Origin of the sequence: Larkinella terrae (assembly GCF_009668025.1) — a bacterium.
GTDB lineage: Bacteria > Bacteroidota > Bacteroidia > Cytophagales > Spirosomataceae > Larkinella > Larkinella terrae.
Genome location: NZ_WJXZ01000014.1, coordinates 1,583,067 through 1,604,270, shown reverse-complemented (window position 1 = coordinate 1,604,270; position 21,204 = coordinate 1,583,067). Strand labels below are relative to the sequence as shown.

The window sequence follows — 21,204 nt, the reverse complement described above, 5'->3', positions numbered from 1 at the left end:
CCGGCATAACTGGTTGAATATCGTTGCCGCTGACAGGGTTTTCAACCGCTGTCAGGGCTGGGCTACTCAGTCATTCAGTTTTACAAAGGCAATATTTCGCTTTAGGCCCTCCAGTTTTGTACGTTTCACGGCGGAACGGCGGAAGATTTCCTGAAAAATATCCTGCGTAATTTCCTCCCAATCGGCTTTTTTAAAGTCAGCCAAGGCCGGATTCGGGTCGAAAGCTGGGGTCTGATGCGGCCGGGAAAACCGGTTCCAGGGGCAGACGTCCTGGCAAATGTCACAGCCAAAAATCCAGTTTTCGAACTTTCCCTTCACTTCGTCGGGAATGGCGTCTTTCAGCTCAATGGTAAAATACGAAATGCATTTGCTACCATCGACCACGTACGGATCGGTGATGGCGTCCGTCGGGCAGGCGTCAATGCAGCGGGTGCAGGTGCCGCAATAATCAGCCATCGGCCCGTCGGCCACCAGTTCCAGGTCGAGAATCATTTCCCCAATAAAGACAAAACTGCCCATCTCGCGGGTAATCAGATTGGTGTGTTTTCCGACCCAGCCCAAACCGCTTTTTTTGGCCCAGACTTTGTCCATAACCGGTGCCGAATCGACAAAAATCCGCCCGTTGACGTCGCCAATTTCGTCGTGGACGTAAGCCAGCAAATCTTTCAGTTTATCTTTAATAACAAAATGATAATCAGTACCGTAGGCGTATTTCGAGATTTTATAACCATCAATTTCCGCTACGGTTTTTTCGGGGTAATAATTTAATAAAACCGTTACCACGGATTTGGCACCTTCGACCAGCAGCCGGGGATCGAGCCGCTTGTCGAAATGGTTCGCCATGTATCCCATCCGACCGTTCATCTGCCGATTGAGCCAGGTTTCCAGCCGGGGCGCTTCCTCTTCCAGAAACTCAGCTTTGGAAACCCCGCAGAAATCGAAGCCCAGCTCGGCAGCTTTGGCTTTGATGAGTTGGGTCCGTTTTTGAATCAATTCGAGCATAAAACCGGGTGAACCTTGCGCTGAAATGCCGCGTTCTTTTTGAATCAAGCCTGACACATTCAGCACTTTTCTGTCAAATTTAAGCGGGCAGGTTCATGAATAAAAATGCCAACTTGTCAGTATTCTAAAAATTGGCAACTAATTTGCAACTTTTAAGGCACTATGTGGTGGCGACGAAATACAACCAAGCGTATGGACAATAAAGAAACTTTGAATACCGAAGAACCGGAATCATCGCAGCAACCTGACAATAACGTCGTCGATTTAACCGACGAAACCGTAAACGGGGCTGACAATGTGACGGAGGAAACGGCGGCCGAGACACCGGGCGAAAACGTAGTGACGGAGTTCGATAAAGTAAGTGGCGAACTGGGGGATCTGAAAGACAAATACCTGCGTTTATATGCCGATTTTGAGAACTTCCGCCGGCGGACCGCCAAAGAAAAAATTGACCTGATTTCCAATGCCAACGAAGGATTGCTGGTGGCGCTGCTGCCCGTCCTCGACGATTTTGAACGGGCGCTGAAAGCGGCCGAAACCGCGTCGGACGTTGAAGCCCTGAGAGCAGGTGTTAAGTTAATCTTCAATAAATTTTATAAAGTACTGGAGTCTAAAGGTGTCAAACCGATGGAATCCGTTGGCCAGGTTTTCAACCCGGATTTACACGAGGCCATTACTCAGTTTCCCGCTCCCAGTGATGATCTGAAAGGAAAAATCATTGATGAAACCGAAAAAGGGTATCACCTGAACGACAAGGTAATCCGGTTTGCAAAAGTGATTTTAGGCTCCTGAACGATAACGATATGACGCAGTAATCAGGCTGAAGAGGATGAGAAATTAATTCATTCTGTTCAGCCTGATTGTTGTTTTTTCTAAGAACGATAATGGCTACGAAACGAGATTATTACGAAATACTGGGGGTCGACAAGAACGCTTCGGCGGAGGAGGTCAAAAAGGCGTATCGGAAGATGGCCATTAAGTATCACCCGGACAAAAATCCGGATGATCCCACCGCTGAAGATAAGTTTAAGGAAGCCGCTGAAGCGTACGATGTGTTGAGCGATCCGCAGAAAAAAGCACGTTACGACCAGTTTGGCCATGCCGGTATGAACGGAGCGGGCGGTGGTGCCCAGTCCATGGATGACATTTTCTCCCAGTTTGGCGATATTTTTGGCGACGATAGCCCGTTTGGCAGTTTCTTCGGCCGTGGTGGTCAGCAACAGGGTCGGCGTGTCCGGCGCGGTTCGGACCTTCGAATCAAGCTGAAGCTGAATCTTCAGGAAATTGCCAACGGCGTCGAGAAAAAAATCAAGGTAAAACGGCACGTTTCCTGTACGACCTGCGGGGGCAACGGCTCCAAAAACGGAACGGCAGTTACGACCTGTAACACCTGTAATGGATCGGGTCAGGTTCGGAAAGTGGTGAATACCATGCTGGGCCAGATGGTTTCGACCAGCACCTGCCCGACCTGTAATGGCGAGGGCAAGATGGTGACAGATCGGTGCGATACGTGTTTCGGCGAAGGTCGTCTGTTGCAGGAGGATGTCATTCCGATCAAGATTCCGGCCGGTGTTGCCGAAGGCATTCAGCTTTCTGTAACCGGCAAAGGCAACGTTCCTCCGCGTGGGGGCGTGGCCGGTGATTTGCTGATTGTGGTGGAAGAAGAGGAAGACGATAACCTGAAACGCGATGGCAACAATGTGGTTTTTGACCTGCACGTCAACTTTGTCGATGCAGCTTTGGGAACCTCCGTTGAAGTACCGACCATCGACGGCCGGGCGCGGATTACGCTCGAACCGGGAACCCAGGGGGGTAAAATCCTGCGACTGAAAGGCAAGGGAATCAAGGAATTGAATGGCTATGGGCGGGGTGACCAGCTCATTCACATCAACATCTGGACGCCCAAAAACCTCAGCTCGGAAGAGCGCAATATTTTGGAGCGACTGCGAAACTCCCCGAACTTTCAGCCCAAACCGGGCAAAAACGAAAAGGGATTCTTCGATAAAATGAAAGATTTCTTTCACTGAAAAAAAAAGCCCGGCCGATTGGCCGGGCTTTTTTTTTCAGTGAAAGACAAGAGAGGTGAGACAAAAGAGTAAAGATTTGAAAATTGTTTTGGTCTTTATTCTCTTGTCTCACCTCTCTTGTCTCAATATTAACCCAATGCGTTCAAATGCTTCTGGAAAATAGCGTCGTATTTCTTCGCCAGCGCTTCATTTTTCGTTTCCCGGAACGCATTCACGATGGTTTGCAAATTGTATAGATCGAAGTTAGCGTCGTTGCTGCCGCCACCGGTTTTCTTGATGTATGTCAGGCTCTGGTCGGCCCGCGTCGCCACCACGTCAGCAATTTGCTGGGCGGTTTTGGTATCGCCAACTTCCAGCAGAATCCGGATGTAGTTGGTCGAAATCTGGTCATACGGAATGGCCTTGTCCGGAATGACCTTCAAGGAATGGTTCAGCACTTCCTTCACCTGGGCATTCTTACCTTCGCGCATCAACTGATCCGCCAGGCGCAGGAACGCTATCCGGGCCGAAATAACCGGTGAACCGCGGTACGTATCGTCGTAATACGATTTCGGGTTGTCCATTTCCCGCCAGAAGGTCTTCTTCATCATGTTGGTATACATGATGTCGGAATTCACAAAACCGTCGGACGCACTCGCCACCTGCAGCGGCATTAAGCGATAAGCGTAACCTTCCAACTGCATGTGATCCTTCAGATTCAGGTAATTCGACTGCCCCAGTGTAGTCGAGAAGTAAATCGGCCGCTTCCAGTTGTTGGTCGCAATGATGTCGAGCATCACCAGATCCGGTTTGTAAATATCCTGTTTACCGTAATTCCAGACTACAGTGTCCTTCATCATCGGCAACAGTTTGGCGGGCACAAAACCGAGGCTCTGGACTTCCGCTTTGTTGACGGGCAGGAAGAACGTCGGCGATGGCAGAATATTGGTCATTTCGCCGGTGGTCAGTGGCACCTGGATCGCCGAGTTGTTTTGTTTGACCAACCCGATGTATTCTTTCAGGTTAATCCCGTTTTTCACCGCCGGGAATTCGTAGAACGGAATAACGTCGTTTTTGCCCTTGTTGAACTGCGGAAATTCGAGCGAAATCGGCAGCGCTTCCGATTCGTAAGTTTTGCGTTTCATCTGCTGAATGTACCATTCCGTACCGAGCAGGCTTAGGTTACAAACCCGCACGTCGGTCCGGAAACCTTCCACTTCCTGAGCATACCAAAGAGGGAAGGTGTCGTTATCCCCGCCGACAAACAGAATGGCGTTCGGTGCGCAGGAATTCAGCAGGTTTTTGGCAAAATCAACCGAGTGATAGCGGTTCGACCGGTCGTGATTATCCCAGCTTTTGGCGCCCATCATCACCGGAACCAGCAGGCTCAATCCAACCACCAGCCCGACGCGCATCTTCTCGTTTTTCAGGTATGCCGCCAAACCGTCGATGAGGGCCACTACGCCCAGACCAACCCAGATGGCGAAGAAATAGAACGATCCGACGTAGATATAATCGCGTTCACGCGGTTCGGAAGGCGGTGAGTTCAGGAAAATCTGGAGGGCAATACCGGTGAAGAAAAACAGCATCCCGACAATGAGCAGGTCTTTGGGTCGCCGGAAATATTGGATAACAATCCCGAACAGGCCCAGCAGGAACGGCAGCATGTAGAAATTATCCCGGGCTTTGTTTTCTTTGATCAGATCGGGAACGCCATCGTCACTCGTCCAGGGAAGCAGATAACCGGACCCTTCCTGATCCCCCGCCCGGCCGGCAAAATTCCACATCAGATACCGCCAGTACATATGCCCCAGCTGGTACTGGAAAAAGAATTGCAGGTTATCCCCCATCGTCACTTTCCGCGTCGGCTGCCCCTGCGCATCCAGCGGAATGTTCAGCATCTGGGAATACAACTGCGGGTGATTCGGCTGGTTACTGTAAATCCGGGGAAACAGCATTTGCTTATCGCTGTCATAAACATAATCCGGTGCGTAATCGTAAATGGCGTATTTGCCATCCCGTTTTTCGTACTGCGGGGCACCTTTTTTCTGGTCGACGGGGCGGGAAAAGAACAGCGGACCGTAGCTCAGCGACCGGCTTCCGTATTGTTCGCGCTTCAGATACGACACAAAATTGATCACATCACTCGGGTTGTTTTCGTTGATCGGCGTATTGAAATCGGAACGAATCAGCACCTGAATGTAGGACGCGTACCCGATCAGCACGAATGCCAATCCCAGCAGGGCGGTATTCAACATCGGGCGGTTTTTCCGGGCCGACCAGATAATTCCGTACACCAGCGCCCCGATGAAAATGATCGTAAAAATGATGATTCCTGAGGTGTATGGCAGTCCGAACGTATTCACAAAAAACCGCTCGACGGCAAACGCGGCCGTCGGCAAGCCCGGAATAATTCCCGAGTTGATGATTCCCAGAATTACCATCCCAATGCCAAAGGCAACAATACCGCCCCACAGCGTAACTTTGGGTTGTTTCTTGAAATAATAGATCAGCGCCATGGCGGGCAGGGTCACGAGGTTCAGCAAGTGAACGCCGATGGACAAACCGATCAGATAGGCAATGAAAATCAGCCAGCGATTGGCCGCAGCTTCGTCTTCGATCAGCTCCCAGCGAAAAGCCGCCCACACCACAATGGCCGTGAAAAAGGATGACATGCCGTATACTTCGGCTTCAACCGCCGAAAACCAGAACGTATCGGAGAAAGTATATACCAACGCACCAACGGCACCCGAACCGATTACCGTCCAGGTTTCGGCCTGAGTCAGTTCGCCGAACTGCTTGTTAATCAGCTTGCGGGCCAGCATGGTGATGGTCCAGAACAGGAACAGGATGGAAAACGCACTGGCGATCACCGACATCATGTTGACCCAGTAGGCCACCCGCGTGACGTCACCGAAAGCCAGCAACGAGAAAATTCGTCCCGACAGCAGGAAGAACGGCGCACCCGGCGGGTGAGGCACCTGAAGTTTATAGGCGCAGGCAATAAATTCACCACAATCCCAGAAACTGGCGGTTCGTTCGACCGTCGACGCGTAGGTAAACAGAGCAATGGCAAAAAGCACCCAGCCCGTTATGTTGTTCAGTCGTTGATACGAAAAACCGGATGCCTGGGAAGGCGTCTCAGCACTTACTTTAGATTCTGTTCCTTTGATGGTTTGCATTGGGGTAACAGGTATAATTTCCCCAAAATTAGCAAAATAACCCCGCTTATTGCCCGTCGAACCCGTTAAAGTTTGTTAAAGCGGTTTTGACTCCCCAATGCCACTTATGGCCGGTTCCTGCGACTTATCAACCAAAACCCGCCAGTTGTTTACTCTGGCTGGCGAATAAGCGGGTTAATTCGGTATTTCAAGGCATTATTCAACGGCAGGGATTTCAGCCGGTTTGTTTGCCGACTGATTTCAAACTGTAGACCAACGAGCCCAATACACCTATGAAATCTCTTTTCAAAATTGGCGTAGCCATTGATTGCATGGCGGTCCTGTACGGTATTTACGATGCCCTGGCGGGCACCTTTTCATTGCCTGAATTATATGCCGGTAAAGGGTTGCTGGCGATTGCCCTTTGCGGAACGCTGGTCGCATTTGCCATTTACCTGAAAACCCGCGATCAGGTTTCTCTGTCCACCCTGACGTCCCGTCTTCCGGCTTTTCCACTCCTGGGCTTCGGCCTGGTGATGCTCCTGATTGCCGCTTCAAACCGGATTAACATTGGAAGAAAATAGCGTAAACTAGTATATCGCGGAGTTAAGCGGAAAAAAAAGAGCTGAACAGAGAAGATAATTTCAACTCTGTTCAACTCCTTTTTTTTTCCGCTTAACTCCGCGATATATTTAATTTTTTACAACGTCAACCCGCTCCGCCGAAGCATGGCTTGCGGAGATGGTTCGCGGCCCCGGAATTTCTTGTACAACTCCATCGGTTTTTCCGTACCGCCTTTTTCAAGCACATTTTTGCGGAATTTATCGGCCGCTTCCCGGTTCGAAAGGCCTTTTTCCTTGAAGAACTCAAACGCATCCGCGTCCAACACTTCCGACCATTTGTAGCTGTAATAACCAGCCGAATACCCGCCCGCGAAGATGTGCGAGAAAGCCGTGCTGAAGGCAACACCTTCGACCTTCGGAAACAGATTCACCAGGGAGTCGATGTGGGATTCCACCTGCTCGACGGTTTCGCCCTTGGGTGCCCCGCCGTGCCAGTACATATCCACCAGACCGTAGCGCAACTGCGTCAGGTTCGACATACCGGCCATGAAGTTCTGGCTGGCCCGGATTTTCTCGATCAGATCATTCGGAATTACTTCGCCGGTCTGGTAGTGTTTGGCAAACAGTTTCAGCGCTTCCGGATCGTAACACCAGTTTTCCATCACCTGCGAGGGCAGCTCGACAAAATCGCGGTAAACGCTCGTTCCCGACAGACTCTCGTATTTGCCATTGGCCAGCATGCCGTGCAGCCCGTGTCCGAATTCGTGGAAAAGCGTAGTTACTTCGTTGAAACTCAGCAGTGACGGCTTGGTTTCGGTCGGACGTGTGAAGTTGCAGACGTTGATGATTTGCGGACGAACGTTCACGCCGTTTTCAATTTTCTGCCCCTGAATATCATTCATCCAGGCTCCGCTCCGTTTGCCCTCCCGCGGGAAATAATCGCCGTAGAAAACCGCCAGAAACTTCCCGTTCTGGTCGAACACATCGTACGTTTTTACTTCCGGATTGTAAACCGGGATGTCCTTGCGCTCCTTGAACGTCAGGCCGTAGAGTTTGTTGGCAATCGTGAAAACGCCGTCGATCACGTTTTCCAGCTTGAAATACGGTTTCAGAATTTCGTCGTCGAGCGCGTATTTCTCCTTTTTCAGTTTCTCCGAATAATAACTAAAATCCCAGCGTTCCAGTCGCTCATCTTTAAAACCGTGCTCCTTCGCGTAGTTCGTCAGTTCGGTCAGTTGTCGTTCGGCAACCGGTTTGGCATAGCCTGCCAGTTCATTCAGAAACTGCTTCACTTTTTCCGGCGAACCGGCCATACTTTCTTCCAGAATAAAATCGGCGTGCGTCTGATAACCCAGCAGTTTGGCGCGGTCGTAACGCAGTTGCACCAGTTTACCGATGATCTGCTGGTTGTCGTTTTTATCGTTGTGAAAACCGCGTGAACTGTAGGCAATGAACAGTTTTTTACGCAGTTCACGGTTATCAGCATACTGCATAAACGGCTGATAACTTGGTGCCTGCAGCGTAAATACCCAACCATCTTTGCCTTTTTTCTTGGCCGTCGACTTCGCGGCTTCCCGAACGAAATCCGGCAGACCAGCCAGATCTTTTTCGTCCGTTACTTCCATCAGGTATTCGTTCGTCTCGTTCAGTACGTTTTCGCCAAACTGCAACGATGCCTGCGAGAGTTCTTTGTTGATTGTCCGGAATTTATCTTTATCCGCTTCTTTCAGATTGGCGCCGTTGCGGGCAAAACCTTTGTACGATTTTTCGAGCAGCATCCGGTCTTCCCCATCCAGTTTCAGTTTATCGCGCTGTTCGTAAACGGTTTTGATCCGCTTGAAGAGTTTTTCGTTCAGGGAAATATCATTGCTGTATTCGGTCAGCAAGGGCGACGCTTCCCGCACAATTTTCTGGAGTTCGGGACTGGTTTCGGCGCTGTTCAGGTTGAATAAAACCGATGACACCCGGCTCAGCATCTGCCCCGCGTGTTCGAGGGCGACGACGGTGTTTTCAAAAGTCGGCGCGGCCGGGTTGTTTACAATCGCGTCGATTTCTTTCCGGCCCATCGCCATCGCATCCTTCAGCGCGGGCAGGTACTGGTCATTTTTTATCAGGTTAAACGGCACCGTTTCGTGCGGTGTTTTGAACGGCTGCAATAGCGGATTGTCACTCATTTTGGCTTTTTCGGGAGAAGGCTGCGCATAAAGTGGCGGGGTTAATGCCGCCAGCAGTACAGCCGTTTGGGTCAATTTTCGAAGTGTAAACATTTTAGCTCGCTGATTAGGTTTCTCGCAGTTTACAAAAGTACGGAAAATTAAGGAAGGGATTCCGGACAAACGGAATTTGCGATTGACTGCTGGTAATCAGGCAGTCACGTCTTCCCGAACATATACTTCGTATTCCCCGGCCACGGTTTTTCGGTAGGTGTGGGCCGAGGTTGCCGCCAGAAAACTCGCCGAACTGCCCGGTTTCATCCATTCATGGAGTTCCACAATCAGCGCCCGGACTTTCGGCAGCCAGGTTTCCGTATTGCTTCGGAATACTTCCGCTTCGCTGCCTTCAATGTCCAGCTTAATCACATCAAACGATTGCCCGTCGTTTTGTGACGCCAAACCGCAGATGGACTCGGCGCGCACCGAGCCGGGGGTGTGTTCATTGGTTTCCTCCACCACAAAACCCCATTCTCCCCCACCGGTATCCCGGATTTCGAGTTGGGTCGGTCGCGACCATAAACCGGCTTTAACGGCTTTTATCGTTTCGTAAGCCGCCACATTTTGTTGGAGGATGTTGAAGTTTTCGTCCTCCGGTTCGACGGAAAGAATCTGCATTTGGGGGTAACGGTTGGCGAAATAAACGGCCGCCAGGCCGATATTCCCCCCGCCGTCGAGAAAACTTCGCGGGCTGAATCCCAGTTCGACCGAGTCGTATTCGCCGTATACAAAAATGTTGTTGAAAACTTTCCGGTCGGAGGTGCCGAGCCGCAAAAAAATGGGATGTCTGGCCTGCGGAATTTGAATCTGTACGGTTCGTTTCTGCTTCGATTTCAGCAAAAAATAGAGCTTCAATCCTTTAAAAACGCCAAATCGCTTGAGATAGAGAGGTAGTTTACTTTTCATTTCAGGTGGTTGGAGTCACAAGGTAGCTTCTCCGTTCATCAAATAAAATGAATTTTAACGGATCAAAAGCCAAAATTTGCACGCGAAACTTATCCTGTTTCAGTTATTAACACCTATCAACCATCAATTTACATGACAAAGTCTTTGTTACTGGCCTTTTTTGCGCTGATGACACTATCCGCATCCGCTCAGGATTTCAAACCGTTTAAAGTGAATGTATCGCTGGGTTTCGCCCGACCAGCCGGAAGTGGTGCTGCGGGAGGTTTGCTGGTCTCCCTAGAACCGAAGTATGGTTTGATGGATAACCTCGATCTTGGTTTGCGGATTGAGTTGGCCGCGATGGCCCGGTCCATTTCGGTTAACAATCAGAATGGTGATGTCAGTGCCAAAGGGATGGGTTCGTACCTGTTGACCGGCACGTATTATCTTTCCAAAAATAATTTCCGGCCCTATGTTGGATTGGGAGCGGGTCTGTACAGCATTGCGGGCACGACGGTCACAGTCGTCAATGGGCAGGTTCAGGATGATCACGACGATTACAAAGTGGAAGCCAGCAACAAATTCGGCGTGATGGCCCGCGTGGGTTTCAAAGCCGGTCACTTTAATTTGGGCGTTGAATACAACATCGTTCCCAATTCCAAGTCGGATATTCTCGGTCAGCAAATCGACAGCAAAAATGCCTACCTCGGCGTTAAAATAGGCGTTGACATCGGCGGTGGCCGAAAATAACCGCTGCGGAGTTGAGGGCGATCGGTTATCTTGCGGGTAATTACTCCATTTGCCGATGAATCCAGATTTTTCGCCCCCGCTCACCCGCGCTCAGGAATCCCGACTTGCCATCGAGCGGCTTTATATAACGATGCGTCACCTGTTTAACCGGGGGTTTTACAAACCGTCCGGGGTTTCGGGTGAAGAAATCCGGCAGGCTCTGCTGACCCTCCGGCCTGAAATATACGGTTCCGTCAATGACCCGCAAAGGGTTGAATTAGATGGACTTGTGTACGTCATGGACCGGTTGCCCAAGGGCATTGAAGCCTGCCGGATTATCACGCTGGTTTCCCGCGAAGGATTCGAACATTCGCGGTTTCCGGTGTTGGTTCCGGCCAAACGTCGCCGAAATTGCTACCGGGTCGACGACGAACAGATGGTGATTGAGGTGACTAACGGCCGCAGTGAAATCTACGACATTCTGACTCACCTGACTTTCATGTACATGGAAGCCGACAAAATTCGGCGGAACGTGTTTCTCGATCGCGGAAATAAACTCCGGGAATGGGAAAAGCTGGAAGCCATCATTAAATCGGGCGGCACCGTGAAGGAGGAAGAGCAGGAACTGGCGCTGATGTACCTGAGCTCAATTCTGGGCCGAACGTTTGAAGAAACGCAGCAGGCTTTCTACCGGTTTGCCGAAAACGCCGGAACCAATTCCGGCCTGTTCCAGATTGTCTATGGCCTGGGCAGCGTGTCGGTTCGCGAAATTCAGGAAAAGCACGTCGACCGCGAAATCAATTTCACACCGATGCTGCGCGAACGGGTCGGTCAACACCTTTACGGCGAGCGCTGGGCCAACCAAATCAAGCAGTACATTCAGGAAAACGGCTGGCAGCAGCGACCGATTCACATCATTAGCGCCAATCCGCACAGCGTCATCAACTGCCTGTTTGCCCCAGCCGCGCTGGCCGATGCGACTTCCTGGGACAACCTCTACGATCTGGCCTACAAACTCAGCCAGCCTGCCCAAAACGAACTCCGTCAGCAGGTTAGCAATTATGCGCTGGCGCACGGTTTGTACGAACTGGAGGATTTGGGCGGCACCAATCTGCTCGTTCAGGTCATCGATACGGCGCAACTTGATGCGACCCAATTGTCCTCCGAAATCGTTCACGACCCGGTTTTGATTCAGGCAACCAAACCGCTGCTGCTGGTGATGGATTATGCCTTTGGCGAACAGGCGTTTGAAACGATGGACGAACTGCTGAAACCGTATGATGACCACCGGGGGGACTCCTACAAACTGAACGTGGCATCCATCTCGATCATGGGCAAAGCCGGTATTCTGACGGGCGACAAGGGCGACCTGATGATTCCGACTTCGCACATTTTTGAAGGAACCGCCGACAATTATCCGCTCGACAATGATTTTTCGGTTGCCGACTTCGACGGTTTTGGCATCGATGCTTTTGAGGGCTCGATGATTACGGTTTTGGGAACATCGCTTCAGAACAAAGACATCTTAGCGTATTTCAAAAATTCATCCTGGAAGGCCGTCGGGCTGGAGATGGAAGGGGCGCATTACCAGAAAGCTATCCAGGCACACGCCAAAATTCGGGGTAGTGTGCAGCCTGGCATGAAGGTCCGGTATGCGTACTATGCCTCTGATAATCCGTTGATTACGGGCGCTACACTCGCATCCGGCAGCCTCGGCACATTGGGCGTCAAACCCACGTACCTGATTACGATAAAGTGTCTGGAGAAGATTTTGGGATAAGTTCCGCTAAAAATCGAAAACCGCATTACCAATGGAAAACGAAACGATCCGGTACGCAGGCCCAGCCACCACCTTGTACGCATACGCCAATGAATTTCTGGTTGAGTGCCCGAAATGCCAGCATCTGGCCGTAGTGACAACAAACCGGTCCCGCGAAACCAGTCAGGATAAACTAACCTGTTTCCATTGCAACCATTCCGAAAAGGCTGATGACCGCATCCGGTATACAGCAACCGTCAAGTGGGCCTGTGATCACTGCAATGAATCTCTCGATTTCACTATTCCCAACAATAAGGAGAAAGTGGAAGAATTAATCGTTTCATGTCCCCATTGCGGAACCTCCCAAACTGTTAAGCCAAAAAATGATTCGTACCGATTGCGTTACAAAAATTCCGGAATTGGTGACCCGGTTTTTAACTTACCCCTGTGGTTTCAGACCGAAATAAAAGGGGACTTCTTCTGGGCTTTCAATCGGGACCATTTGATCGAAATCAGAAATTATGTGTCGGCAAAACTGCGCGAACGGCAGACCCCAAAATACACTACCATGGTTGAAAAGCTTCCGCATTTCATCAAATCCGCCAAAAATAGAGATGCGATTCTGAAGGCAATTGAAAAGCTGTTGCGGAAGTAATCAATGTTTTATATTTTCTGGAATTATAGAATTGATAATGAATAACTAATGAGCCTGAGTTCAAAAAATATTTACAAAGATATATTGTTTGGAATTGCAACTGGTGATGCGTTGGGTGTACCAGTCGAATTCAATAGTCGCGAAAAAATTGCATTAAATCCTATCACTGATATGATAGGTTACGGCACTTATAATCTTCCAGCCGGCACATTTTCAGATGATAGTTCCCTCGCATTTTGTCTGGCAGAGGCATTGACTTCCGAATTCAGTCTACAACGAATTGCAGATAATTTCGTTGAATGGCTCAACCATAACTATTGGAGTGCCAGAGGAGTGGTTTTTGATGTCGGAATTGCAACGAGTCAGGCTATCCGAAGACTTCAGGACGGTTGTATTCCTGAATTAGCGGGTGGAATGGAAATCTCGGATAATGGAAATGGATCTCTTATGCGCATTTTGCCATTGCTATTTTACATTAAAGAGCTACCAATTGGGGATCGATATCAAATCACCAAACAAGTCTCTTCTCTCACACACGGACACATTCGTTCCGTAATTGGCTGCTTTTATTATCTCGAATTTGCAAGACAATTAGCAATCGGGATTGACAAAATTACAATTTATAAAAACCTGCAAACCGAGGTAACAGATTTCCTTCATTCTATATCAATTAATCTGGATGAAATCAAACTATTTGACCGATTGTTGAATGCTGCTATTTATGAATTACCGGAAAAAGAAATTTATAGTAGTGGTTATGTTATTCACACATTGGAAGCAAGTATCTGGTGTTTATTAACAACCGATAATTTTAAAGGTGCAACCTTAAAGGCCGTCAATTTGGGCTTAGATACCGATACTACCGGAGCTGTTGCAGGCGGGTTAGCGGGGCTTTTATACGGTTTTGATTCCATTCCAAAAAAATGGATTGAGCAAATAGCAAAACGAGCCGATATTGAAGATTTAGCAAATCGTTTACGGGATCATTTTAGTCAATAAAACCAGAAACTATTGGCGGTTATTTTTCAAAATCGCCAATAGTTTTCATAAAAAACCGCCTGCCCGAAATCTTCCGGGCAGGCGGTTTTTTCAATCGGCTTTTCTTATTTCAGATACCGGAAATCTTCATTGCCTTTTACGGCCAGCAGGGTTTCATAAATCAGTTGGATAACCGCCTGAACATCATCCATGTGGACGGTTTCAACCGTCGTGTGCATGTATTTCAAGGGCAATGAAATCAGGGCCGACGCGCTGCCCTCTGCGGCATACGCAAACGAGTCGGTATCAGTTCCGGTGGAACGGCTGACGGCCTGGCGCTGAAACGCAATTTCTTTGTCCTGAGCAATCTGAATAATAAAATCCCGGACTTTATTCTGCACCGCCGGACCGTAGCAAATCACGGGCCCACCACCCGCTTTCAGGTCGCCCTGCTCCTTTTTGTCGTATTTCGGGGATTGCGTATCGTGCGTCACGTCGGTGATGATCGCCAGATCGGGCTTCAGTCGGCGGGCAATCATTTCCGCCCCGCGCAAACCGATTTCTTCCTGCACCGCATTGACCACATACAGCGTGAACGGCAATTCGATATTGTTCTCCTTCAACAGCCGGGCTACCTCCGCAATCATAAAACCGCCCATGCGGTTGTCGAGCGCACGACCCACGTAATAGCGGTTATTCAGCACAAAAAGGCCCTCGGCGAAGGTGCAGACCGTACCGACGTGAATGCCCATGTCGAGCACTTCCTGCTTGGTCAGCGCGCCCACGTCGATGAATAAATCCGTCACTTTCGGCGCGACATCCTTCGCCAGATCCCGAACGTGAATGGCGGGCCAGCCAAAAACACCCGCGACCTGACCATTGGCGGTGTGCAGATTCACCCGCATCGACGGCGCAATCAGCGCGTCAGAACCCCCGTTGCGCCGAACGTAGATGTAACCGTCGTCGGAAATGAAATTGACAAACCACGAAATTTCGTCGGAGTGAGCTTCAATCACGACCTTATATTCCCGCGTGACCGGCGCCGTCGGCTGAATAACCCCAACCACGGTTCCGTACGTATCGACAATGTAGTCATCAATGTAAGGCTTCAGGTAATCCAGCCAGATCTGCTGTCCCGACGATTCAAAACCGGTGGGCGACGCGTTGTTGAGGTACGTGTAAAGAAAATTTTTACTGGACTCTGTCATTCGATTTGAATCTAGTTAAGTGCTATTTTTCAAACCAAACAAAAACGGTCGACAATTCCCACCCTGCCGACCGTTTTTTTGCGGTGCGGTTTTTCAAAAAGCCACCCGGTAGCTCAAAACCGGAATCAGGGGCGTCATGTAACTGGTTTTGACGGTTCCGCTGCGTGGTTCGAAATACTGCCCGTAAACGTTTTGCCGATTGGTCGCATTCTGAATATCGAGCGACAAGGTGCGGGTCGAATGCCGCTTATTCCGCTTCCAGCTAAACCGCACATCCGTCCGGAAATAATCGGGCAGTTTCTGACTATACGACTGACTATCAACAAAAACCGTCTCCTGCTTCCGAATCGATTCGGCCAGATCAATGGGTGTCGCGCGGTAACCGCCGTAATACGTCAGTTTCAGGTTGACACCAATGACATTTTTGCCCGATTCGCCCAGCACCCACTCCTTTCCACCCTGAAAACTGAAGGCAAATTTGCCGTTGAACCGGGTGTCGCGCCAGATATTGTCCGAACCGCGATACCGGGAATCATACAGCGACGACGACAACAGAAAGTAAACATTGTTGTGTAAAAACTGCTCCACCGTCAATTCCAGGCCGTAATTCCGGCCGACGCCTTTGTTCGTTAATCGTTCGGTAGTCAGGCCGTCGAAGCTGTTGACCATCGCAAAAGCATTCGGTTTATCGGCGCTGATCGGAATGTTGAACAGCGACTGATAATACGATTCGGCTTTTACCCGCAAATGATCGTTGAGCGACCAGTCGTAGGCCAGAACCAGGTGGTGCGAGCGCGTAAAGCCCAGATTTCGGTTGGAAGAACCATTTTCTGAAGGCTGTGTGGCAAAATACGTCGCCAGATTCTGAACCTGACTGTGCAGACCGTAGCCAAAACTAACGGCATGTTTCGGCACAAACGCCCAGCGCACCGAACCGCGCGGTTCCACCGCATCCGTGTTGTTCAGCATCAGCCGCAGGTAATGCATCCCGGCATTGAACGTCAGTTTTTCGGTCATTCGGTAATTCCACTGGCCGTAAGCCTGCACCGTGCTGGTTTGGTCGTTTATCTGAATCTGCGTTTGCATCGTATTCAGTTCCGGCAGTCGCTCCTTTCGTTCGAGGTTAAAACCAAGTACCGAACCGGTCAGCCCGACCCGCAGGGTGTGTTGCGAATTGAACTTATACGTGAGTGTCGATGAAGCAATCTGTTTCCGGATGCGGTAGGCTTCCCGAAGCTGCAACTGGGGCACATAACCGGTTTCCAGGGATTCGTTTTCGTAACCCGACTGATAGCCCGAAAAAAGAAGGACGGATTTCAAGAATGCTCTTTTGGTTAGATGGATTGAATGCGTGGCACCGACGGCACCGGTTTTGGCAAAAAAATGGTCGTTAAACCGTTCGCCATCGCTTTTCCATTGCGTCGAATCTTTCACCGCGTCCAGATCACTGTTGCTCAAGCCGCCAAAACCGAAAAGCGTAAAATTGCCTGCCTTTCCGGCCGGAAGGTATACATTGAAGGATAAATCCTGAAAAATGTTGGCGAACGGACCAATGCTGACCCCCATTTTCGACAACAATCCCAACGTCGAATACCGGTAATTGAAGAGGTACGAACCTTTGTAGTTTTTAGAAAATGGCCCTTCGCTGGCTACGTCAATTCCCAAAACCCCGGCCTGAATGGTATGTTCGCGCTTTGAATTATTGCCTTTCCGCAACCGCAGGTCGAACACGCCGGACAACGCATTGCCGTATTCCGCCGGAAAAGCACCGGTCATAAAATCCGAATTGGCCAGCAACTGCGCACTCAAAATCGAGATTCCGCCCCCGGCTGAGCCCATGTTGGCAAAGTGGTTGGGATTCGGGATGTCCACGCCTTCCATCCGCCATAGCAGGCCGGTGGGCGAGTTACCGCGAATGACAATCTGGTTGCCGCCATCGTCGGCCCCAACCACCCCGGCGTAGGCCGTTGCCATCCGGGCCGGGTCGTTGACCGCAGCCGCAAACTTCTGTGTTTCCTCCACCGAAAACGTTCGGGCGCTGACGGTCGCCATTTCATTGAAGGGTTTTTCCTTCTCAATCTGCGGTTTAACCGTCACTTCGTTCACCGTCACAATGGCCTCCTGCAGCGCAACATTCAGCACCAGCTCTTTCCCGGCATCGACGACAATGTTCGGCAAAATCAGCTCTTTATAACCCAGACTGGTAATTTTCAGGCTGTGCCGCCCAACCGGAACCTGGTTTAATCGAAACGAACCATCGGCTTCGGTACTGGTTCCCCGCAACGGATCAGAATTGAGAATGACGATCGTTGCTCCCGGCAAAGCGGTTTGCAAACTTTGATCGACAACGGTTCCGCGAATGGTTTGGGTATAGGATTGGGCGACGGCTTTCTGCAGAAAAATCCACGCAATAAAAGTGAGGATAAACGTACGGAGGTGCATAAGTATTTGTGTTGTAGAGTATGCCGGTATGACAGCCTTCTACGCCCAAACCCCTATACAATCGGACTATTTATTTTTCGTGGAAGCGATTTTATTAATCAAAAACTTAAAACAACTCCGGGTCGGATCTCGTTAATTATATTGAATAAACAAGCCATCCTTTAATAAAGTGATTGAGAAACCGGCTTTATAAATTATTCCTTTCTCCCAATCAATTGACAAGGTTTCTCGGATTTTTTGGCTATACATTTCAGCGTTCTCTTTGGATTCTTTCAATATCATATATTTCTTACAGTATTCATATACGGTATTGCGAATGGCAGGTGGAATACCAACCATGATAAGATGCTTCGCCATATAGGTCTGAAGATTTTTATCCTGCTTACTGCCAGGGGTTATTTTCAGTGAATTCCGCATATTTCTGTATTCCACCGCCGTTGTCAGGATGGATCTACTTACCGTATCAAGTGAAACATATTCATCGCGCCTAAGCGAGTCTTTCTGGTCATAGGAAAGCGAAGAAGCAAATTTTACAAATCCGGCATGCTTTAGAATATAGCCGAATGACTCCTCGTCTTTTAACGTGTACAAGGCATTATCAATAGCTTCCTCAATTTCAGCCAGGCTCTTCGCTTTTTTTGAGATTTCTTCGACACCATCTAATTTTTCAATTGAATCTAAGTTATCGAGTGCCGTATAAATAATCTTATAATCTTTTTTAAATAGTTGACCAATATTATTTAAAATCCGATTATTAATTGTTGCATATCCGATCTTCTTTAACTTAAAAAGATTACTGATGTACATTAAATTCGTTTGGTAGCCGGGGTATTGAAATGAATAGCTTTCCTTTGGATTTAAATAAACCGTCATCGGAAACGACTTCAGTTCGCTACCCGTAATATTTTTATAAAGCTTTTTAGCTACTTCCGTTTTCTCATTCAAAGCAACAAAATAGAATTCGCGATTAATTAAACCACTGACTTTATTATTAAAAAATGTCTCCTTACGCATTTTATGGGAGTAAATATCCCAATCTGCGAAGAAATAAAGAATGATGGGTTTATTCTTTGCCTTAGAGGAATCAGTTAAGGTGGAAAGCCTCGAAACATCAACCGGTTTGATCATCCCCCCGGTATAAGCGACCATCTCCGCATAACTTCCGGTCTCAACCTTCAGACTTTCATGTTCCTTTTGTATCGCTTCTTTTAGCGACATTTCCTGCCCAAACGCTGCGGAAACCACCCATAACAGACTCGCACAAAACAGGAAAAGGAGCCGTTTCCTTCTACGCAAAGCATTGCTCAGTCCGCCCCGATTCATAAGGATACATTTTAAAGCGTAAGTCGCGTTCTCCATTCGTTGGCCAAAAAGTTGGGTATTATTTGCACGCTACGACAAAAATAGCCTCAAAACGAGGCCCAGATGGCCATTCTATATGAAGGCCGGAGTTTTCTTTGTGAAAGCGGCTACTTTCTCAATCGGCACTTAACCAAACAGGCTGCTGGCTGTCGAATCCGAACAACTCCTTTCCAATACCTTTCATGTACCTGGTGTCTCATTTCGTCAATTAGTTAGCACCTTTGGCATAACCCATCAAAAAACCGCCGTTGAATTCATTACTTTAGAGAGTATTTTCCGCCTGGTTCAAGTGGGAAGCTTTCCGAACCGACGCAGGTATCGAGTAAACGATCATAAAAATGAACGCATTGGCACTGAATCGATCCAACGGAAACTGGTTTTTCAAGTATAAAATTTACCATATTCCGTTCTGGTTTCTCTATAATTACCTCTGGTGGGTGGTTGCCGTCGGCAATCCGTACAAGGCGGTCGAGGGCATCTTTTTTTCGCCTTATTTCATCAAGTTCCTTTTTTATTTCGTTTTTCAGGCCATCGGAGCCTACTTTAATTTATATGTTCTGATCCCAAAATACCTTGAAAAAAACCGGCTTGTTGAATATATAATTTATCTGGTTCTAACCATTATCCTCGCATCTTTATTGATTATTCCCGGCTATTATTTGACGGCCGCCATTTCCGGAAGAACCATGAATGACCAGTTCGGTGGTGGTACAGATGCGGAATGTTTTTACCGCTTTCTGGGGAACGCTCTACCTTCGATGGTGGCCAGTATGACACTGGCCATGAGTATTAAACTAACAAAAAACTGGGTTCAAAGCCGGCAAAGACAACAGCTTCTGGAAAAGGAAAAACTGGAGACTGAACTGAAGTTTCTAAAGTACCAGTTCAACCCCCATTTCCTGTTTAATACGATCAATTCCATCTTTTTTCTGATTCATAAAAATCCGGATATGGCGTCTGATTCCCTGGCAAAATTTTCCGAAATGCTGCGACATCAACTCTATGAAAGCAACGATCAGAAAATACCGCTGAACAAGGAAATTGCGTATCTGGAAAATTTTATCGAACTGGAAAAACTGCGGCAGAATAACAACGTCAACGTCAGCGTGCAACTCGGCCAGCAGTTCTCCGGTCATTTGGGGATTGCGCCTTTCATTCTGATGAATTTCGTCGAAAACGCGTTTAAACACGTTTCCAAACATACCGATCAGCCGAACTGGATTCGAATTAATTTAAGTATGAATCAGCAGCAACTTGATTTTTCAATTGCCAACAGTGCTTCTCAATTGCCTACGAATGAAGTAATTAACTTTGGGGGTATTGGTATCCAGAATGTGCAGCGACGCCTGGATTTAATTTATCCGGGGGAATATAGCTTAGACATTCAACACAACGACAACAGCTTTTCGGTGGAATTACGCTTGATGCTTTCAGAACTTGACATACCTCAATTCATGGAAAAAGCGGTTTGAACATCCAGCCATTCAGACCGATTTTTATAACGATCGAAATTCAATGATGAACTGCGTAATTATCGATGATGAGCCACTGGCCCGCGAAGGAATTGCCAATTATGTGCGGGAAATTGATTTTTTAAATCTGGTGCAAACCTGCCAGAATCCGGTTGAGTTGATCAAACTTCTGGACGAACACCGCATTGATTTGATCTTCCTGGATATTCAGATGCCTAAAATGAACGGCATTGATTTTTTAAAGATTGTTCAGAATCCGCCACTGGTCATTATTACTACGGCTTTTCCGAGTTATGCGCTGGAAAGCTTTCAATTAAATGTCCTGGATTATCTCCTGAAACCGATCACTTTCGACCGTTTTTTTAAAGCGGCAAACAAAGCGAAAGATTATTTCCAGTTATTGTCAAAACCGATCCATCAGGAAATTCAGAAACCCGACCAGGAAGTCGATTATTTCTTTATCAAATGCGACAATAAGTACGAGAAAATCCACTTTAACGACATTCTCTATATCCAGGGAATGCAGAACTACGTCACCATCTGTACACACAAAGGCAATTATTTAACGCTGCTCTATTTAAAAAATCTGGAACAGAACTTGGATTCAAAATCGTTTATCCGGGTGCATAAATCTTTCATTGTTTCCATCGATAAAATTGAAGCCATTGACGGAAATGAAATCATTATGAAGTCGCACCGCATTCCGATCAGCCGGAATTATCGGGACCAAATTATTCAGCAGGTTGTGAAAAATAAGCTTTGGATTAAATAG

The 21,204-nt window shown here is 48.4% G+C and carries 16 protein-coding genes; 9 read left to right on the top strand and 7 right to left on the bottom strand.

From position 1 onward, the window contains the following. Positions 1-66: 66 nt before the first annotated feature. Positions 67-1,002 (bottom strand): tRNA epoxyqueuosine(34) reductase QueG, encoded by a 936-nt coding sequence (gene queG / locus GJJ30_RS28260; protein ID WP_154178779.1) that lies wholly within the window; start codon positions 1,000-1,002, stop codon positions 67-69. Positions 1,003-1,194: 192 nt separating this feature from the next. On the opposite strand from queG, the gene GJJ30_RS28255 reads away from it, so the two are divergent. Both GJJ30_RS28255 and dnaJ read left to right on the top strand, forming a co-directional pair. Beyond that, entirely contained in the window at positions 1,195-1,794 is a 600-nt protein-coding gene (locus GJJ30_RS28255; RefSeq protein WP_154178494.1) for a nucleotide exchange factor GrpE, read from the top strand. A 92-nt stretch (positions 1,795-1,886) separates the two neighbouring features. Next, the gene (gene dnaJ / locus GJJ30_RS28250; RefSeq protein ID WP_154178493.1) at positions 1,887-3,029 is read left to right on the top strand and encodes a molecular chaperone DnaJ; all 1,143 of its coding nucleotides are present in this window, start codon (positions 1,887-1,889) and stop codon (positions 3,027-3,029) included. Between the two features lie 128 nt (positions 3,030-3,157). Here the strand turns inward: dnaJ and GJJ30_RS28245 are convergent, their stop codons facing one another. Beyond that, complete coding sequence (locus GJJ30_RS28245; protein WP_154178492.1) at positions 3,158-6,190, bottom strand: glycosyltransferase family 117 protein; 3,033 nt, start codon at positions 6,188-6,190, stop codon at positions 3,158-3,160. 272 nt (positions 6,191-6,462) lie between these two features. Between GJJ30_RS28245 and GJJ30_RS28240 the strand changes: the two genes are divergently transcribed. Beyond that, a complete protein-coding gene (locus GJJ30_RS28240) occupies positions 6,463-6,753 on the top strand; it encodes a hypothetical protein (protein ID WP_154178491.1) in 291 nt (96 codons plus the stop codon). A gap of 116 nt (positions 6,754-6,869) precedes the next feature. On the opposite strand, the gene GJJ30_RS28235 is transcribed toward GJJ30_RS28240, so the two are convergent. After that, positions 6,870-8,999 (bottom strand): M3 family metallopeptidase, encoded by a 2,130-nt coding sequence (locus GJJ30_RS28235; RefSeq protein WP_438821610.1) that lies wholly within the window; start codon positions 8,997-8,999, stop codon positions 6,870-6,872. 96 nt (positions 9,000-9,095) lie between these two features. Beyond that, entirely contained in the window at positions 9,096-9,848 is a 753-nt protein-coding gene (locus GJJ30_RS28230; protein ID WP_154178490.1) for an FkbM family methyltransferase, read from the bottom strand. 132 nt (positions 9,849-9,980) lie between these two features. On the opposite strand from GJJ30_RS28230, the gene GJJ30_RS28225 reads away from it, so the two are divergent. From GJJ30_RS28225 to GJJ30_RS28210, 4 genes are read left to right on the top strand one after another with little or no spacing between them, the layout of a single operon-like run. Continuing rightward, entirely contained in the window at positions 9,981-10,577 is a 597-nt protein-coding gene (locus GJJ30_RS28225; RefSeq protein WP_154178489.1) for an outer membrane beta-barrel protein, read from the top strand. Between the two features lie 55 nt (positions 10,578-10,632). Next, positions 10,633-12,336 (top strand): DUF6909 family protein, encoded by a 1,704-nt coding sequence (locus GJJ30_RS28220; protein ID WP_154178488.1) that lies wholly within the window; start codon positions 10,633-10,635, stop codon positions 12,334-12,336. 31 nt (positions 12,337-12,367) lie between these two features. After that, complete coding sequence (locus GJJ30_RS28215) at positions 12,368-12,970, top strand: hypothetical protein (RefSeq protein ID WP_154178487.1); 603 nt, start codon at positions 12,368-12,370, stop codon at positions 12,968-12,970. 48 nt (positions 12,971-13,018) lie between these two features. After that, the gene (locus GJJ30_RS28210; RefSeq protein WP_154178486.1) at positions 13,019-13,969 is read left to right on the top strand and encodes an ADP-ribosylglycohydrolase family protein; all 951 of its coding nucleotides are present in this window, start codon (positions 13,019-13,021) and stop codon (positions 13,967-13,969) included. A gap of 104 nt (positions 13,970-14,073) precedes the next feature. Here the strand turns inward: GJJ30_RS28210 and GJJ30_RS28205 are convergent, their stop codons facing one another. From GJJ30_RS28205 to GJJ30_RS28195, 3 genes are all read right to left on the bottom strand, one after another. Further along, positions 14,074-15,156 (bottom strand): M20/M25/M40 family metallo-hydrolase, encoded by a 1,083-nt coding sequence (locus GJJ30_RS28205; protein ID WP_154178485.1) that lies wholly within the window; start codon positions 15,154-15,156, stop codon positions 14,074-14,076. 93 nt (positions 15,157-15,249) lie between these two features. Further along, positions 15,250-17,598: a TonB-dependent receptor gene (locus GJJ30_RS28200; protein ID WP_154178484.1), complete on the bottom strand. Its 2,349-nt coding sequence runs from the start codon at positions 17,596-17,598 to the stop codon at positions 15,250-15,252. Between the two features lie 132 nt (positions 17,599-17,730). Next, a complete protein-coding gene (locus GJJ30_RS28195; protein WP_154178483.1) occupies positions 17,731-18,957 on the bottom strand; it encodes a thioredoxin fold domain-containing protein in 1,227 nt (408 codons plus the stop codon). 341 nt (positions 18,958-19,298) lie between these two features. On the opposite strand from GJJ30_RS28195, the gene GJJ30_RS28190 reads away from it, so the two are divergent. Further along, a complete protein-coding gene (locus GJJ30_RS28190; RefSeq protein ID WP_154178482.1) occupies positions 19,299-20,432 on the top strand; it encodes a sensor histidine kinase in 1,134 nt (377 codons plus the stop codon). A 43-nt stretch (positions 20,433-20,475) separates the two neighbouring features. After that, the gene (locus GJJ30_RS28185) at positions 20,476-21,204 is read left to right on the top strand and encodes a LytR/AlgR family response regulator transcription factor (protein ID WP_154178481.1); all 729 of its coding nucleotides are present in this window, start codon (positions 20,476-20,478) and stop codon (positions 21,202-21,204) included.